The organism is Neobacillus sp. PS2-9 (assembly GCF_030915525.1).
In the GTDB taxonomy this organism is placed as follows: Bacteria; Bacillota; Bacilli; order Bacillales; family Cytobacillaceae; genus Neobacillus.
The window spans coordinates 948,010-964,542 of the sequence record NZ_CP133269.1 but is presented as its reverse complement, the minus strand read 5'-3'; the positions used below and the strand labels follow the sequence as shown (position 1 = coordinate 964,542).

Annotated in this window: 17 protein-coding genes; 6 read left to right on the top strand and 11 right to left on the bottom strand. The window is 39.6% G+C overall.

The genetic code is table 11. The annotated features are described in order from the left end of the window. From RCG25_RS04635 to RCG25_RS04595, 9 genes are all read right to left on the bottom strand, one after another. Nucleotides 1-735: an urease accessory protein UreH domain-containing protein gene (locus tag RCG25_RS04635; protein WP_308082517.1), complete on the bottom strand. Its 735-nt coding sequence runs from the start codon at nt 733-735 to the stop codon at nt 1-3. 125 nt (nt 736-860) lie between these two features. Further along, nucleotides 861-1,235: a hypothetical protein gene (locus RCG25_RS04630; RefSeq protein ID WP_308082516.1), complete on the bottom strand. Its 375-nt coding sequence runs from the start codon at nt 1,233-1,235 to the stop codon at nt 861-863. Nucleotides 1,236-1,257: 22 nt separating this feature from the next. Further along, nucleotides 1,258-2,739 (bottom strand): FTR1 family iron permease, encoded by a 1,482-nt coding sequence (locus RCG25_RS04625; RefSeq protein ID WP_308082515.1) that lies wholly within the window; start codon nt 2,737-2,739, stop codon nt 1,258-1,260. Between the two features lie 181 nt (nt 2,740-2,920). Then, on the bottom strand, nt 2,921-3,844 hold the full coding sequence (locus tag RCG25_RS04620; protein WP_308082514.1) for a cation diffusion facilitator family transporter: 924 nt from the start codon (nt 3,842-3,844) through the stop codon (nt 2,921-2,923). 74 nt (nt 3,845-3,918) lie between these two features. Next, nucleotides 3,919-4,530, bottom strand: coding sequence for a class I SAM-dependent methyltransferase (locus RCG25_RS04615; RefSeq protein WP_308082513.1), 612 nt, complete (start codon nt 4,528-4,530; stop codon nt 3,919-3,921). A 41-nt stretch (nt 4,531-4,571) separates the two neighbouring features. Further along, the gene (locus tag RCG25_RS04610) at nt 4,572-6,644 is read right to left on the bottom strand and encodes a heavy metal translocating P-type ATPase (protein WP_308084095.1); all 2,073 of its coding nucleotides are present in this window, start codon (nt 6,642-6,644) and stop codon (nt 4,572-4,574) included. Further along, on the bottom strand, nt 6,631-7,002 hold the full coding sequence (locus RCG25_RS04605; protein WP_308082512.1) for an ArsR/SmtB family transcription factor: 372 nt from the start codon (nt 7,000-7,002) through the stop codon (nt 6,631-6,633). Before RCG25_RS04605 ends, RCG25_RS04610 begins: the two co-directional genes overlap by 14 nt. Nucleotides 7,003-7,155: 153 nt before the next feature. Beyond that, the gene (locus RCG25_RS04600; protein ID WP_308082511.1) at nt 7,156-8,520 is read right to left on the bottom strand and encodes a 4Fe-4S binding protein; all 1,365 of its coding nucleotides are present in this window, start codon (nt 8,518-8,520) and stop codon (nt 7,156-7,158) included. Further along, entirely contained in the window at nt 8,507-8,947 is a 441-nt protein-coding gene (locus tag RCG25_RS04595) for a hypothetical protein (protein WP_308082510.1), read from the bottom strand. The genes RCG25_RS04600 and RCG25_RS04595 overlap by 14 nt, the downstream gene beginning before the upstream one ends. Before the next feature lie 324 nt (nt 8,948-9,271). Between RCG25_RS04595 and RCG25_RS04590 the strand changes: the two genes are divergently transcribed. The 3 genes from RCG25_RS04590 to RCG25_RS04580 all read left to right on the top strand — a co-directional run bounded on the left by RCG25_RS04590 (nt 9,272) and on the right by RCG25_RS04580 (nt 11,534). Further along, a complete protein-coding gene (locus tag RCG25_RS04590; RefSeq protein WP_308082509.1) occupies nt 9,272-10,051 on the top strand; it encodes an amino acid ABC transporter substrate-binding protein in 780 nt (259 codons plus the stop codon). A 61-nt stretch (nt 10,052-10,112) separates the two neighbouring features. Then, nucleotides 10,113-10,772 carry an amino acid ABC transporter permease gene (locus RCG25_RS04585; protein WP_308082508.1) on the top strand — a complete coding sequence of 220 codons (660 nt, stop codon included), beginning with the start codon at nt 10,113-10,115 and terminating at the stop codon, nt 10,770-10,772. 15 nt (nt 10,773-10,787) lie between these two features. Further along, nucleotides 10,788-11,534: an amino acid ABC transporter ATP-binding protein gene (locus RCG25_RS04580; protein ID WP_308082507.1), complete on the top strand. Its 747-nt coding sequence runs from the start codon at nt 10,788-10,790 to the stop codon at nt 11,532-11,534. Nucleotides 11,535-11,705: 171 nt separating this feature from the next. Here the strand turns inward: RCG25_RS04580 and RCG25_RS04575 are convergent, their stop codons facing one another. Next, complete coding sequence (locus RCG25_RS04575; RefSeq protein WP_308082506.1) at nt 11,706-12,890, bottom strand: chromate transporter; 1,185 nt, start codon at nt 12,888-12,890, stop codon at nt 11,706-11,708. Between the two features lie 128 nt (nt 12,891-13,018). Then, nucleotides 13,019-13,612 carry a putative ABC transporter permease gene (locus tag RCG25_RS04570; RefSeq protein ID WP_308082505.1) on the bottom strand — a complete coding sequence of 198 codons (594 nt, stop codon included), beginning with the start codon at nt 13,610-13,612 and terminating at the stop codon, nt 13,019-13,021. A 179-nt stretch (nt 13,613-13,791) separates the two neighbouring features. On the opposite strand from RCG25_RS04570, the gene RCG25_RS04565 reads away from it, so the two are divergent. The 3 genes from RCG25_RS04565 to RCG25_RS04555 all read left to right on the top strand — a co-directional run bounded on the left by RCG25_RS04565 (nt 13,792) and on the right by RCG25_RS04555 (nt 16,508). Continuing rightward, nucleotides 13,792-14,397, top strand: a complete 606-nt coding sequence (locus RCG25_RS04565; RefSeq protein WP_308082504.1) for a TetR/AcrR family transcriptional regulator — start codon at nt 13,792-13,794, stop codon at nt 14,395-14,397. A gap of 333 nt (nt 14,398-14,730) precedes the next feature. Further along, entirely contained in the window at nt 14,731-15,456 is a 726-nt protein-coding gene (locus tag RCG25_RS04560) for an ABC transporter ATP-binding protein (protein WP_308082503.1), read from the top strand. Further along, nucleotides 15,453-16,508: an ABC transporter permease gene (locus RCG25_RS04555; protein ID WP_308082502.1), complete on the top strand. Its 1,056-nt coding sequence runs from the start codon at nt 15,453-15,455 to the stop codon at nt 16,506-16,508. Before RCG25_RS04560 ends, RCG25_RS04555 begins: the two co-directional genes overlap by 4 nt. The last annotated feature ends 25 nt before the right edge of the window (nt 16,509-16,533 follow it).

The window sequence follows — 16,533 nt, the reverse complement described above, 5'->3', positions numbered from 1 at the left end:
TTACAAAGACCAATAAGTCAAGGTATCAAAAATACCTAACAATAGCATCATTCCACCTGCAATCCATTGAATGACCATACCAAACTTTCTTCCCTTTTTCAAAATCACGCCGCTGCCACCGAGGTACCAAATGATAAAAATGAAAATTAATAGTGGAATAGCTGTTCCAATGGCAAAGACGGAGGGGAGAACAAATCCATACGGACTAGCCAATACGACAGGCATTAAAGTGACAAAAAAGAGGATAAACATCGTCGGGCAAAAGGCAAGTGAGAAACTAAATCCTAGCATAAATGAACCGAATGGGTTTTCATGTTTATATTCTTTTGAGCCTTTATACAGCTGAAAATTTCCTCTCAATTTGATAAACCCTAGCATAAATAAACCAACAAATATTAATAAAGGTCCCATTATCTTTCGAAGCCACGGAAAATAAAAGGTTAGATTTTGTTCAATTTCTCTACCGAGCAGCCATACCAACGCACCTAATAACGAAAAGGCGACTATTTTTCCTAAAGTAAAGCTTAGGACATCCTTCCAGGCTATATTTCTTTGAATAGAACGATTCCCATAAAGGGTTACGGCACTAATATTTCCAGTAAGCTGACACGGAGCAAGGGCCCCTACTAACCCTAAGATTAAAGCAAAGACAATTGGCCACGATTCTAGGCTATTTGCGATGTTAAAAAACGGCTGACTTAATACTCCACTTATCTTGCTCAATAAACTGTACAATCTAGATCACCTTTAATCGCAATAAATTTATATTTAAACGATAACATAAATTCATGCAGAAAATGTGGAGATTTCCTTACAAAATAAGAAAGAGACTGACTATTATAAGTCAGCCTCCTACCTTTTTATTTTGTTTTATCTGCTAATTCTTTCAAAGCATCAGTAAGTTGATCGTTCAATGTGCTTAATGCATCTTTATCTAATGTGTCTGCCTCTGAACCAGCAATCGTTGGGTCAAGATATTTTTCAATCTTCTCATACAAATCCTTATTATCTTTTTTCACGTCATCCTCGAATGATGACCATTGATCTTCCAATTTTGGTCCAACTTCCTTTACCTTAGCTTGGTCACCCTTATCAATTGCTTTTGATAATTGCCCAGTTGTCTCTAGCATTTCATTTACCCCATCAGATACTTTACTTTCAGTAGAACTACATCCCGCTAAAAATAATGCACTTCCAAGACCAAAGGCTACAACCATTGATGTTAATTTTTTCATAATTTTTATCCTACTTTCTCTATTAATTATTTTCTGCTGCTGTCATTACATTTTTAGTTTTTAATCTTTTAAATAGAATAATGAAAACTGCACCGAGGACAAGAATGACCTGTGGGATCGTGCTTTCCCATGTTGGATATAAAGCAAAGAAATCTATACTTGGGATATTTTGTGAATTTGTGGTTGGGATTAATCCCGCCAATTGCAGGCTATGAATACCCATTCCAGTAAATTTAACACATAGATAAAAAACGATGACACTTGATACCATAAAGAATGGACGAAGTGGTAATTTAAGACCAACAATAATTAGTAAATAGGCTAATACCCCAAGTATGGCAGCACCAATTAAAAACCCAATTAAAAGAGATTGGAGCTTAATTTGACTCGCCATCCCTATATAAAATAATACTGTTTCCGTTCCTTCACGAAATACCGCCAGAAAGGCAAGAATACCTAATGATACAAGCCGGCCTGTGGTAACTGCTGTCTGACTTTTTTCACGAATATAGCGATTCCAATCAGCGATATTGGATTGACTATGAAGCCAGTAACTCATGTACAATAACATGACTGCTGCAAATACCCCTGTCCATCCGCCTATTAGAGCGTTGTTATTGCCAAATGCACCAGATGAAATAACAAACTTAACAATCAGGGCAAGGATTAAACTAACACCTAAACCAGCTGCTACTCCAGACCAAATCCAGCCTTTCCCCTTTGTCAGACCTGATTTTTTCACAAAAGACATCAGAGCAATAACTACAAGTAAAGCTTCTAAGCCTTCGCGAATGAGAATCATTGCCGCATCCCAATACGTGTATTCAGATTTACTCGCTAAAGGAGTAAGGTAATTTACCATATTATCGATGGTTTGAGTTGCTTTCTCATAGTTTGGTGGATTAGCGGTAAGCATTGCTTGGATCGTAACTAAATCTCTTTCCGAGTCACTGTATACTTTTGCAGATTGTGCAACTACGATTCCTTCAACGCTTAGCCAACTATCACTTGCCTTTTGAATGCTTGAAATGGCTTGAGTTCGCTTTTCGTTTTTAATTTCTTTTTTTGTATTTTGTAACAAAAGAATAAATTCTTCTAAGGTTATATCTTTTTTCTTAAAGCCCGCCTCTTTTGGATAGCCGCCATTAGCTACTTTTACATTAACAGCCTTTAAATTTTGCAAGGCCTGTAAAACTTGATCCTGTTTTTTTATCGTAAAGGCATAAACAACCTTGCCCATATTTGATTCAATATCTCGATAGGCAGTTGCTGATTCAGCTTTAATACCTTCTTCAATTTCTCTCCAGGTTTTATTAAATCGTTCATATGCCTTCTCTGCCTCTGAAAGATTTCCTTCGGTAGCATAGCCAATTGCCTCATCTACCGATTCTTCAGCTTTCAAAATATCTTCTTTAGCATTCCCGGCAGCTAATGCTGGATTATGTACTCCAAATCCGACTATTAGTAGAAGGATCATAATTTTATGTAATATATTTTTGCCCATGATATTCCTCCTTGACGGATTTCAATTGATAATGAATCTCATTTTCACTTATCTTTATACTATTTTATTTCCAATGATAATGGTTGTCAATTGAATTTTTCAAAATAATTTTACGGTATTGTGGACTGACGCCATCCCTTTATACAAGAAAAAAAGACATCCTTTTCAGATGTCTTTGACCTTAATTACAAGTCCCATGTGGGCTGGGACAGCCAATGCATTCTCTTTCAACCTGGATCGTACTATGCTCGATGTGAAATTCATCATGAAGAATTTTTTGTGATTGGGCTAAGATTTCATCATGGACACCGTCATCACAGATCGTCATATGGCAGCTTAAAACCGGGTAACCTGAAGTAATCGTCCAAATATGCAAATCATGGACTTCCTTCACCAGTGGAATTTTACCAAGTGCTGTTTTTACTTGATTCGTATCGATTTGCTCTGGGGCACCCTCCATCAAAATATGAAAAGAATCCTTTGTTACCCTATACCCACTAATTATGATTAAAACAGCCACAATCACACTGGCAATCGGATCGGCAATTCCCCAGCCAAAAAACATGATTAGAAGTGCCGCAACAATAGCTCCCACGGACCCTAGCATATCTCCTAGCACATGTAAAAAGGCACTTCTCACATTCAGGTTCTCATCTTTATCGCCTTTCATTAATATCCAAGCAGCAACTATGTTAACCAGTAAGCCTAGTACAGAAATTATTAACATACCCGTGCTTTGTACCTCTGGCGGATCAATAAATCGGTGAATAGCCTCATAAAAGATATAAAGAGAAATGACAACTAGCGTGATTCCATTTAATGCCGCAGAAATAATTTCAAAGCGCTTATAACCATAGGTTTTTTCTTGTGATCCCTGCTTCTCGCCGAGCTTGATGGCGAAAAAGCTTAATCCTAATGCTGCTGCATCGCTAAGCATATGGCCTGCATCAGACAATAGCGCCAAACTATTTGTTAACAAACCGCCAATGACTTCCACGACCATAAAAGCAGCTATTAGTATGAAAGAACTCAATAGTGCTTTCTTGTTACTTGTATGTGAATGACCGTGAGAATGGCCGTGTGAATGTCCATGATGATGACCCATGTTAATTCCCCCAGAGAGCCTTTAAAGTGGCTCCATATTTTATCTTTTTCTAAAACGTAAGAATTTCGATTGTGTTAGTTTTTTCTAATCTTTATTTTTCGATACATTCCACCGAACAACACAGCGCGGTTTTCTAAGAGGTTTAGCTTCATGCCACTATGTTTTTCATAGATTTTTTCAAAGGAGAGACCGATATCCGTACCTAAAGCCTTAATGACCGGCCTAATAAGTTTCTTTATTATTGAAGGCTTAGAAGCGAATTTATCAAAAATAATCATTTGGCCCTTTGACCGTGTCACTCGGACCATTTCTTCAAAGGCCTTGTGACTGTCTGGAACAACAGATAGGATTAAGCTGGCCACGACATAATCGAAAGCTTCATCCGGAAGGGTTAATTGTTGGGTATCCATCTGCTGAAAGAATAAAGAAGTAGTTGGGAATTTCTTTTTCGCCTGGGCAAGCATCTCTTCAGAATAGTCAATCGCTGTGATATCCAGCAGGTCAATGGGAATTTGCTCAAGATCAGCACCCGTACCGACCCCAACAAACAAAACCTTATCACCTTCATGAAAGTTAACGTCATTGAATAGTTCCTGCCGAGCTTTTAGAAACGGCCCTTTATTGAAAAAACGATCATAAACCGGCGACCACCATCGATATACCCACTTATTCCACCTGTTATTCATCAGACTCACCCTCTATCCCCGTCCAAAACTGTCTTGCCCTTCTATTCTTTTACTCTTAGTAGCCGTAAGCCATTTAGTGTAACGAGTAAGGTTACTCCCATGTCTGCGAAAATGGCTATCCATAACGTCAGCCAGCCCGGAACGACGAGCAACAGTGCCAAGAGCTTGACTACAATCGATAAGGTAATATTTTGTTTGATAATCTGCAAAGTTCTTCGACTCAACTTGATGGTAAACGCCAGTTTTTTCAAATCGTCATTCATTAAAGCGATATCCGCGGTTTCAAGAGCGGTATCCGTTCCTGCCCCACCCATCGCAATTCCTACCGTTGCTGCTGCAAGTGCTGGCGCATCATTCACGCCGTCACCAACCATTGCTACTCTTCCAAACTGATTTTTTAATTTCTTAATAAAATCTAACTTATCCTGTGGCAGTAATTCACCCTCCATTTCGGTGACTCCTGCCTCGTTACCTATCGCCTTAGCGGTTGCTTGATTATCTCCTGTTAACAAGATTGTATGCTCAATCCCTAGCTGATGGAGGCGCTCGATTACTGCTCTACTGCTCTCACGCACTTCATCGGCAACGGCAATCACTGCTAGAATTTCGTGTGCGGTTCCAACAATCATAACGGTCTTCCCTTGTTCTTGAAGTGAGGTCATTTCATTCAACACATAGTCAGGAACTTCATCAAATAACTTCAAGTTTCCAACCCGATATTCAGTTCCATTGACTACACCTGTAATTCCTTTTCCTGTTACAGATAAGAAATCATCGACTTTGAAATCTCTGTTACTATATGCTGCTTTATTAATAATGGCATTCGCAAGTGGATGCTGTGACCTACTTTCAATTGCAGCAACGATGGATAGTAAGTCTTCATTGTCTGTATAATTAATAAAGTCTGTTACAGCAGGAACCCCTTTTGTCAATGTCCCCGTTTTATCAAAGGCAATCGCCTTTAGTGCTCCCGCTTCTTCTAAAAAGTTTCCACCCTTTATTAACACACCGTTCCGAGCAGCATTTCCAATGGCGGTAACGATGGAAACCGGGGTAGAAATGACCAGTGCACATGGGCATCCAACCACTAATACTGCAAGCCCTTGGTAAATCCACTCCTGCCAGCTTGCTGCAAACAACAGCGGCGGGATAACCGCCACGAGGGCAGCAATTACCATAATCACCGGCGTATAATACTTGGCAAACCGATCGACAAAGCGTTGGGAAGGTGCCTTTTCCCCTTGTGCTTCTTCCACTAAATGAATAATTTTTGCAATGGTCGTATCGTCTACTAGCTTCGTTATCCTTACTTTAAGAAATCCTTCTACATTCAGTGTTCCAGCGAAAACCTCGTCGTTAATGACTTTTTCAACCGGAACAGATTCACCGGTAATTGCAGCTTGATTGATGGAGGATGCTCCCTCAATAATGACTCCATCCATTGCAATCATTTGCCCAGGCTTAACAAGCATGAGATCTCCAGCTTCAATATTTTCTGCCTTTAGTAACATCTCTTTGCCGTTTCGAACAACTAGTGCCTCTGTGGGCGCCATTTCCATCAATGACCGAATCGAGGCTCTTGCTTTATCCATAGAATAACCTTCAAGGACTTCGCTGATGGCAAATAAGATGACAACTACTGCCCCTTCACTCCACTCTCCGATAATAGCTGCCCCAATAATCGCCACGGTCATGAGCGTTTTCATATCAAAATCGAATCGGATTAGATTCTTTAAGCCTGTTTTAAAAAGAGGCAAGCCTCCTAGTAAAATAGAAGCGGCAAATAGGATATTTGATGAAAAAATGTACCCGGCTAACAGAAACAACAAGGATAGCCCTAAAAGGGAATATTGCTTCCAAAGCGGCTCCTTTACTGCCACTGGAGGATGCTCTTTTTCAGGGTGAATCGTTAGTTTTTCAAACGCTCCTGCTTCATGTAATGCATCTAAGGTGGTATCTCCATAGACTGTGAGCTTAGAGGCTCCAAAATTTACTTTTGCATCAACCACACCATCCAGGTGTTGGACGTTCTTTTCGAACTTTGCGGCACAGCTTGTTCAGGAAAAGCCTTGCACCCGATAGACTTGTTTTTCAATCGTCTCACTCACGTCCAGCCACCTCCTCCTGATGGGCAAATGCAATATGAATTAATTGCTTAACATGGTCGTCATCAAGCGAATAATAAACCAGCTTTCCCTCTTTACGATATTTGGCAAGGCCAAGATTGTTTAGATGACGTAAATGATGGGATGCAGTTGCGGTCGTTGCTCCAACAATATGGGCCACATCACAAACACAAAGCTCATCTTCAAGTGTCAGTGCATATGCTATTTTCATCCGGGTTTCATCCGAAAGAGCTTTAAAAATCTTGATTACTTCACTGATATTATGATCTTTTTCGAGCTGTTGCCCGACTCGAGCGGTTTTTTCATTATCGACACAGGTAATCTCGCATACATCGCGATCCTTCATAACTATTCACCTTCTTCATTCAAATGTTCGTTTGACTATATGATATTCAAACAGGGGTTTGAATGTCAACGTTTTTTGCTTTTTTTGTAAAAAAAACAAAAAGACATCACCAATCCCATCTAATAGTGGGTGGTGATGTCTTTTCATTTAGTATTACACTCTGTGCATCATAGGAAGTGAGAATAAGTATATGTTAGCGACAGCTAGTGCAAACATCAGTAAATAGTAGGGAAGCATTGCTTTAAATGCTGTCTTTTTCCCCATTCTGTACACAACATATGAAGTACCAACTAATCCTATTAAAATAACGATATACTGAATCAGTTGAACCGTTGGGGTTGGGGCGAGACTTAAACCTGCAGGATTTGTTTCTACTCCAAAAAGGCGGATGGAGTTAAACCATACAGCCTTGCCTTCTGTGAAAATATGAAATAAGTTATGAGCTAAGTGTCCAGCTAAATCTAAAGGAATAATCGCATATCCAAAACGAGTAAAGTTCTTTTTGACGGTACCTTCCATTCCAAGTAAGGAGGCCAGTTTTGCAGTTCCCAATAGTAATAGAATTGGTAAAGCCATTGCAATAATAAAGGCAACAGTAAAGTTAACATTGTAATTAGATGTACCAGTAACCGTTCCAATAGCACTTAAAATTTTCTGCCAAGGTTCAAGCATGGTAATGTTTTGTACAAACACGATCCCCATAATAACGGCAGCTAAGGAAGCGTGCTCAAGCTTCGGATTTTTCAAGCCCCATAATTCTTTTGTAGGAACTCTAGTCGTAATTTTAACGGAATTGTTAGGACAGTTTTTTACACAGTTACCGCAAATATTACATTCTGCACTAGATTCCATTGTTCGTGGAAACTGGAACATTGGACAACCTTCCACGCCTTCCGTTCCTTTGTAGCAGGATTGCACTTTACACGTTTTACAGATGTCAGGTGTCGCCTGTACCTTTAATGCACCCGAACGCGAATAGTTTCCTGCAAGTCCCCCAAGAAAACAAAGTGTTTTACAGAAGGTTCTTCTTTCGTAAAAAACAGACGTTGCTACTACCATTGTTACTAGTAACAGTAATAAATAACCTGATCCTCGTGGCGACTCTACGATTCCCCATACGTGGTCACTATATGTGATAGCAATGAAAAATAAATCAATGAGCCAAATCCCATATTTTCTTAAGAATTTCGGCATAGGACGCTTGCTACCAACGAACTTCCTAACGATATCACTTAATTTCCCAAACGGGCAAATGGCACACCAAAAGCGGCCGGTTACTAAAAATAATATAGGAATGATTGGCCACCATAACACCCAAGTCATGGTTGTACCGAAGTTTTTACTTGGATCCACAGTTCCCATTACGAGTTCATAAACAATAATAGAAAATACGAAAATAACCATCCATTGAAAGATCCCAGGATACCATTTACTTTTAACAAATTTTTTAACCACAGGAATGGATAATAAGTCGAATGATTCCTTTTCCGGTTTTAAGTTCTTCTCAGGCATTGCCATTATTTACTCCCCCATTCCTACGAAACCATTTATTCCAAATACCGATTAAGATAAATGCTAGATTCACTGCACCATATGTTCCTAAGATTTTATAATTTGGCGGCGTTTCAACCACTGGTCCGTGATGTTCATGGCTTCCTCCCTCCATGTCCATCCCTTCCATATCACTTCCGCTGCCATGATCCATATTCATTCCTTCATGATCACTTCCGCTTTCATGATCCATGTCCATCCCTTCATGATCGCTACTGCTTTCATGATCCATGTCCATTCCTTCATGATCCATAATATTCATATTCATATCATCATGGTTCATGTTTTCATGTTCCATTTTTTGATCATGTGAATGCCCTTCATCTGCGAGGACTCTTACATCAAATGAAAATATAAAGGCTGCTGCCAACAAAAATAAAAAAATCCTATTCAAACTTTCCACCTCCACAAAGTAGATTAACTATTAAATGTTTATACGTTAAATGTAGAGGGGGAATTTGCAGATTTAATGCAGAAACCTTGCATTTTTTATGAAGTAATCCTCCAAATTTCATTTGTTCATACAATTGTAAAATATGAACCATGTGTATTGAACACCTAGATGACCTTTCCATAGCTTCTTCAGGCTTTACGGTTAAATATTTTTAATATTTCTATTATTTATCAAGCTATATACGACACTTTGATAATATGGTAGTGTAATAGCGTGGTAACGCACTAAAGTTAATTTACAAAAATAATAAGGTGGTATTTTAATATGAAACGTTTAGCTACTATTGTTCTAGTCATAGCAGCAATGTTATCTCTCGTTACAGGATGTTCTTCTAAGTCAGCAGAGGGAAAAGAAAATAAAACACTAGTCATTGGGATCGACGACAAGTTCGCACCAATGGGCTTCAGAGATGAAAATAACAAAATTGTTGGATTTGATATCGACTTAGCGAAAGCAGCAGCAGATAAGATGGGGAAAAAGGTAAAGTTTCAACCAATCGATTGGAGCACAAAAGAAGCGGAGTTAAGCAGTGGGCGCATTGACCTGATTTGGAACGGTTACACTATTACAGATGAACGTAAAAAGAAGGTTCTTTTCACGAAGCCTTATTTAAAAAATGCACAAGTAGTTGTCACAAGAGCTGATTCGAGCCTTTCTAAATTAGATGATCTAAAAGGAAAGGTTGTTGGTTTACAATCACTTTCTTCTGCAGCAGATGCATTAGACGCAGCACCGATTAAGTCTAAAATTAAAACTGTTACAGAGTTTGCGGACAATGTACAAGCATTGACTGACCTTAAGAGTGGTCGTTTAGATGCAGTCGTTATTGATGAAATTGTAATCAATTATTATATGACAAAAGAGCAAGAGGCATTTAAAGTATTAGATGAATCTTTAGCTCCAGAAGAATATGGTATTGGTGTAAAAAAAGGAAATGAAGAATTATTGAAAAATCTTCAAAAAGCACTTGATGATATGAATGAAGATGGCACTGCCGCTCAAGTATCCAAGAAATGGTTTGGCGAAGATAAAGTATTAAAATAACGAATATAAGGCAGAACAGGATTTCCTTTGGGAAGCCTGTTTTGTTTTTGGAGGAATTCCTATGTCATTCGATTATATAATGTCTATCCTTAAACCCATGCTGGAAGGGGCACAGATGACCGTCCTCTTGTTTCTCATCGCCATTGTGGTGTCCATTCCACTGGGGTTTCTATTAACACTAGCTGTTGGCAGCCGTTTTAAGCCTCTATCCCTGATTGCAGAGGCCTATATTTATATCATGCGCGGTACACCGCTTTTGCTCCAGCTCCTATTTATATGCTTTGGTTTACCTATGATTCCCGTTGTGGGTGAATACTTAGTGATAGACCGATTCGTAGCAGCTTGCCTAGGATTTATCTTGAATTATGCGGCCTATTTTGCTGAAATTTTCCGTGGGGGTCTGCTTGCTATTGATAAAGGTCAATATGAGGCGTCTCAAGTTCTAGGATTAAATAAATGGCAGACATTGACGAGAGTCATTTTGCCGCAAATGTTCCGTATCGCCCTTCCCTCTGTGGCGAACGAATCTGTAACATTGGTAAAAGATACGGCGTTACTCTATGCCGTTGCTGTTCCTGAATTGCTGCACTTTGCTCAAACAGCTGTAAACCGTGATTTTACCATTGTGCCATTCTTTGTGGCAGGTATCATTTATCTGATTATGACACTGATTTTAACGATGTTCTTTAAATGGATGGAAAGACGGCTCAAATTTGATTAGGAAGGAGTGTATAAAATGGCTATTATAGAAATTACTAGTCTCAAAAAATCGTATGGCAATCTGAATGTATTAAAACAGATTAGCTTTAACGTGAAGAAAAATGATGTCGTTGCGGTAATCGGCCCTTCCGGCTCTGGAAAAAGCACGATGCTCCGCAGTTTAGTCAATCTTGAAAAAATAGACGGCGGAAGCATTGTTGTTGCGGGTAGTCATTTAGTGAAGGACGGTATGTACGCTAATCCACAAGAGATGAAACAAATTAATGCCAAAATGGGAATGGTCTTTCAACATTTTAACCTCTTTCCGCATCTGACGGTTACGGAAAATTTGGAGCTTGCTCCAAGGATGCTAAAGAAGGAATCCACTGCGGCAATTCAACAACGAAGTCGTGAATTACTAAAGAAAATCGGACTATCAGACCGCGCAACGGCTTATCCTGCAAAGCTTTCCGGCGGCCAAAAACAAAGAGTAGCAATTGCCAGGGCGTTGATGATGAATCCAGAAATTCTTCTATTCGATGAGCCCACCTCTGCTTTGGATCCCGAGTTGACCGGAGAAGTGCTACAAGTCATGAAGGACCTTGCTCAAGAGCATATGACCATGATTGTGGTAACACATGAAATGGGATTCGCTAAAGAAGTGGCCAACCGAGTGATCTTTATGGATAATGGGGAAATTGTTGAATCTGGTTCTCCTGATGAGTTGTTTACAAACCCACAAAATGAACGGACAAAGGCATTCTTAAATCGTAGTTTGAAATGATGTAAAAAACGGCTGAAATCTTCAGCCGTTTTTTACATCATTTTCTTATTTTAGGATAGTTCCTATGGTATCAACCGGTTGGGCTACGTTACCCATCACACTCACAAAAGAAGGTTTGGGTCACGTAGAAGCCGGCTACGTTACTCCCATTATCAGTCAATCCCCCTAAGGTTACAGTAGAGCAATGACAGAACCACCAACCGCGCCAGTAACGACTATTACCCATGGTGGAAGCTTCCAATAAACTAACATACTAAACAAGACTGCAGCAAAGGCAAAGTCAATGGGGGCTAAAATGGAACTCGTCCAGATGGGCTGATAAAAGGCAGCAATCAGTATGCCTACAACGGCTGCATTGACCCCCATTAATGCCCCTTTAATCTTTGGATTTTGACGAAGCATATTCCAAAAAGGCAGTGCACCTAAAACCAGTAAGAATGCCGGTAAGAATATAGCGACAGTAGCTAAGATGCCACCCTTCCAACCGTTGATCACTGCACCAATATAGGCAGCAAAGGTAAACAGAGGACCTGGAACAGCTTGTGCTGCTCCATAACCGCTTAGGAATTCTTCTTTTGTTAGCCACCCGTTCGGTACAAACTCTCTTTCAAGCAAAGGTAGTACCACGTGTCCCCCGCCAAACACGAGTGAACCCGAGCGGTAAAAACTGTCAAACAACGCAACCCAACGGACAGAGGTTACTTCCCTTACGATTGGTAAAAGAGTCAGCAGGCTGAAAAACAATACTAAGCAGATAATACCAACCCGCTTAGAAATTGGAAAAGCTAACCTGGTATCTATCTGCTCGATCTCATGCTTTTTATAAATCAGTAATCCTGCCACACCAGATAAAATAATTAAACCGACCTGGGTGTAAGCTGTTTGCCACATTAACGTACCTACCAAGGCAAATAAAGCAATAGCTTTCCGATTGAGGTCAGGGGTAAGCTTTTGTGCCATCCCTAATACAGCATGTGCCACAACGGCCACTGCAACGATTTTTAATCCATGAATCCAGCCGCTATCATTTATTTGCAACCCCTGGAGAATCATTGCAAAAAGAACTAAAACTATGACAGAAGGTGCAGTAAAACCAAGAAACGCTAATATCCCACCTAGCAATCCACCACGGATTACCCCGATTCCGATGCCGACCTGACTACTTGCGGGACCAGGTAGAAATTGACACAAGGCCACTAAATCTGCATAACTTTTCTCATCAATCCATTTCCTCTTTTGAACATATTCCTCAAAAAAATAACCTAAATGTGCAACAGGTCCACCAAATGATGTTAAACCAAGCCTTGTCGAAACTAACCATATTTCTAATAAAGAATTCCCCTTGTTTTGTGACACAACCTGTGACCTCCAATTTTCCTCGAACCGTGAAAACTTTTTAAATTAATTATATCTTTATTAACAATTACATACAAAAACTCCTTCTTTTACAGATAGGAGTTTTTTTGTTTAATGGTGTCAGCACCCTATTGAATCGGATTAGTTGGTTCTTCAGTTAGAAGATCCTGTAGAGAGTGTCTCCGAATCGCTAATACAAGGTCTGCAAGGAAGTATAAGCCCACTGCCGACCAGATCCACCCCCAATATAAAGCAATAGTCTCATACCATGAAGCAATCATAGGGTGAACCGAAAATAAACAGATTAACGATAAAAGTCCCCAACAGACGGAGAAAGGCAAACAGATATGGCCGTGAAGCTGTAGCGGAGTATCTGAATAATCCCACCATTGTTTATGGAATAGCTTCTGCAGCAATGCTCCACTTACATACTCCACTATCGTTGGAATTGCAACACAGAGGAACAAAACAATCGCCCAATGGTTTTTAGGTGATATCAAATAAACCAAAAGGATTGGCGCAAAACCATACATCGGTTTAAAGGGTCCATATAAAAAATTCTCCTTGAAAAATATTTGTTTAGTGAAGAAGCTATAGCTATTTTCGAGCAGCCAGCCAATGAATGAATACACCGTGAAATAAAACACGATCCTCGCAACTCCTTCGATACTAATCAACTCCAAATGTCTGAATTCCATATTATTCAAAAAGCTAAGACTCATGGCTAAACCACCTTTCAAGTTTAAAAATTCCCCCTATAGCTTTAGCCCCTCAGCTTCCATTTATTCAATAAATTACCTATGATAAGGCTAAAAAATCACTTCAAATAATGAACGTGATGTTGATTATTTTACCTCAGGTTGAATATACTTTGTTTAGCACTATACAGGGGGATTATTATATGACGGATATAAAGAAAACGGATAAACGCATTGTACGGACGAAACGTTTGATTCGGGATGCTCTTACAGAACTCATGGAGGATAAAGGATTTGAAGGACTCACTGTCCGTGATTTAACGGAAAAAGCGGATATTAACCGGGGAACTTTTTATCTGCATTATCAGGATAAATATGATTTGTTAGAGAAGAGTGAAGCGGAGATTTTAACCGAAATTGTGAAAATAACTCAACTGATCCAGCCAAAGGATGTTTTGACCTTCAATCAAAATACCGCATTACCTTTTATCATTAAGCTTTTTGAACTATTTCATGAAAATTCAAGTTTTATGAAAGTAATCTTAGGTCCAAAAGGTGACGCGAAATTTCAGGGAAAACTACGGGATATCATAAAAAAAACCTTCCTCCAAAATGTCATTTCCAAAATAAAAAAGGATGAAATGCTCGTACCAGCCGACTATCTTTTTTCTTACGTCAGCTCCGCCCATCTTGGTGTGATTCAGCATTGGTTAGAAACTGGAATGGAAAAAACACCGCAGGAAATGGCAATGATCTTATCGCGAATAACCTTTTTAGGACCTGGACATGTGGCAGGATTTAATAAATAGGCTATTGTTTTTTTATATAGGCTATGTTAAAGAACAGTGTTGATTTTTACACCCTGTTGATTGGAGCGGAAGGCACGAAGACTCCTGTGGGAGTATGGTTCAGGGGAGACCCCACAGGTTCATGCGCCGAGGAGGCTCGCCGAAACACCCACGGAAAGCGAAGTGCCTGGAGCGGAAATCAACAGGCAAATTTAACAAAGCCTTTATATAAAATCCACACATTCCTGATATTTGACAGATAATCAACACATTGTCGTTTATTGTTTATTGCTTCTATCTCTACTCGTTGTAAAATAAAGACATACACGGTCAACATCCGAGGAGGAATGATTGATGGAATCAACCATAAAAGTGGAACAAGTCAGTAAAAGCTTTGGAAAAAAAACAGTTTTGAGCAATGTGAACCTAACGATTGAAAAAGGACAATTGTTTGGATTTATCGGCCCTTCTGGAGCCGGAAAAACCACTCTCGTTAAAATGATCGTCGGAATGGAAAAAGCAGATACCGGATCCATCCATGTGTTAGATCAAAAGATGCCTAACCTTGCACTAATGCAGGACATCGGCTATATGGCTCAATCCGATGCCTTATATGTAGACTTAACAGGAGAGGAAAACTTAAAGCTATTTGCTTCCCTTTATAAGATAAAAAAGGCAGACCAGAAGAAGCGGATTGCCTACGTCTCTAGCCTAGTCAATCTGACAGACGACCTAAAAAAACGAGTAGCTGCCTATTCAGGGGGAATGAAACGAAGGCTATCCCTTGCCATTGCTTTAATTCAAGACCCGAAAATCTTAATCCTGGATGAACCCACTGTGGGAATCGATCCTGAATTAAAACTGGCTATTTGGAAAGAGTTCTTACGATTAAAAGAGGATGAGCAAAAAACGATTATCGTGACTACGCACGTCATGGATGAAGCAGAAAGATGCGATTATATTGCAATGGTTCGAGATGGTCGAATTCTAACAAGCGGATCTCCATCGGAGTTGAAGGCGTTATATGAGACAGATAATTTCGATGAGGTATTCTTACGAGCGGGGGTAAAGCAATCATGAGAGTCATTGCATTAATCAAAAGAATCTGTCAGCAAATGCTACGTGACAAACGGACTTTGGCTTTATTATTAGTTGCTCCCTTACTAATCCTAACCCTGATGTATTTTTTATTTAACGGGAGCACTGTTCAACCTAAATTAGGTGTAACTGCAGTAGATGGTCAGCTTGTCAAAGTTCTAAAAGAGGCAAAAATTACGGTAAAATCTTATGAAAATGTAACAGGAAAAACGGTCGTTAAGGATGATCTTGATGGCTTACTGGAACAGGAAAATGGACAGTTTAGATTAACCATACTAAATGATGATCCATCGGCAGCGAAGGGCTTACAAATGAAGGTGAACCAGGCGATTGCCGGACAGTCTCAGGCTAAATTGTTGCAACAAAACCCAGCAGCTGCAAAAATGATGCAAACCCACCTTGAAACAAAATACGTGTATGGCAACAAAGATACCGTCTTTTTTGATGTCCTTAGCCCCATATTAGTTGGATTTTTCGTATTCTTCTTTGTCTTTATTATTTCTGGTATTGGGCTATTGCGCGAGCGAACAACTGGTACATTAGAACGGCTGATGTCCACTCCAATTCGCCGTTGGGAGATTGTTACAGCGTATTTAATTGGTTATGGTATTTTCGCTGTGATTCAAACAATTATTGTTGTCTTTTATTCAATTAATATTTTAGACATTGTACTTGTCGGGTCTGTTTGGAATGTACTACTGACAAATTTATTGCTAGCATTGGTTGCTTTGTCACTTGGTATCCTATTATCAACCTTTGCTGCATCAGAATTTCAAATGATGCAATTCATCCCGATTGCGGTCATTCCACAGGTGTTTTTTGCAGGTGTTTTTCCCATTGAAGGGATGGCTAACTGGCTGCAAGGCGTTGCCAAAATCATGCCCATGTATTATGCCGGGGATGCTTTAAAAGGTGTGATGTATAGGGGAGCTAGTATTAGTGATATCAGTGGTGACCTGTTGGCATTATTCCTTTTCGCCGCTATTTTCGTCGTCCTAAATATCTTTTCATTGAAGAAGTATCGAAAATTATAAACTTAATAAAAGCCAAAGGAGCGCA

Excerpts from the sequence above, each read along its gene's own strand:
- RCG25_RS04630 (WP_308082516.1), bottom strand. The coding sequence starts at position 1,235 with ATGAAAAAATTAACATCAATGGTTGTAGCCTTTGGTCTTGGAAGTGCA.
- RCG25_RS04565 (WP_308082504.1), top strand. The coding sequence starts at position 13,792 with ATGACGGATATAAAGAAAACGGATAAACGCATTGTACGGACGAAACGT.
- RCG25_RS04585 (WP_308082508.1), top strand. The coding sequence starts at position 10,113 with ATGTCATTCGATTATATAATGTCTATCCTTAAACCCATGCTGGAAGGG.
- RCG25_RS04620 (WP_308082514.1), bottom strand. The coding sequence starts at position 3,844 with ATGGGTCATCATCATGGACATTCACACGGCCATTCTCACGGTCATTCA.
- RCG25_RS04615 (WP_308082513.1), bottom strand. The coding sequence starts at position 4,530 with ATGAATAACAGGTGGAATAAGTGGGTATATCGATGGTGGTCGCCGGTT.
- RCG25_RS04560 (WP_308082503.1), top strand. The coding sequence starts at position 14,731 with ATGGAATCAACCATAAAAGTGGAACAAGTCAGTAAAAGCTTTGGAAAA.
- RCG25_RS04600 (WP_308082511.1), bottom strand. The coding sequence starts at position 8,520 with ATGGCAATGCCTGAGAAGAACTTAAAACCGGAAAAGGAATCATTCGAC.
- RCG25_RS04570 (WP_308082505.1), bottom strand. The coding sequence starts at position 13,612 with ATGAGTCTTAGCTTTTTGAATAATATGGAATTCAGACATTTGGAGTTG.
- RCG25_RS04625 (WP_308082515.1), bottom strand. The coding sequence starts at position 2,739 with ATGGGCAAAAATATATTACATAAAATTATGATCCTTCTACTAATAGTC.
- RCG25_RS04590 (WP_308082509.1), top strand. The coding sequence starts at position 9,272 with ATGAAACGTTTAGCTACTATTGTTCTAGTCATAGCAGCAATGTTATCT.
- RCG25_RS04580 (WP_308082507.1), top strand. The coding sequence starts at position 10,788 with ATGGCTATTATAGAAATTACTAGTCTCAAAAAATCGTATGGCAATCTG.
- RCG25_RS04555 (WP_308082502.1), top strand. The coding sequence starts at position 15,453 with ATGAGAGTCATTGCATTAATCAAAAGAATCTGTCAGCAAATGCTACGT.
- RCG25_RS04605 (WP_308082512.1), bottom strand. The coding sequence starts at position 7,002 with ATGAAGGATCGCGATGTATGCGAGATTACCTGTGTCGATAATGAAAAA.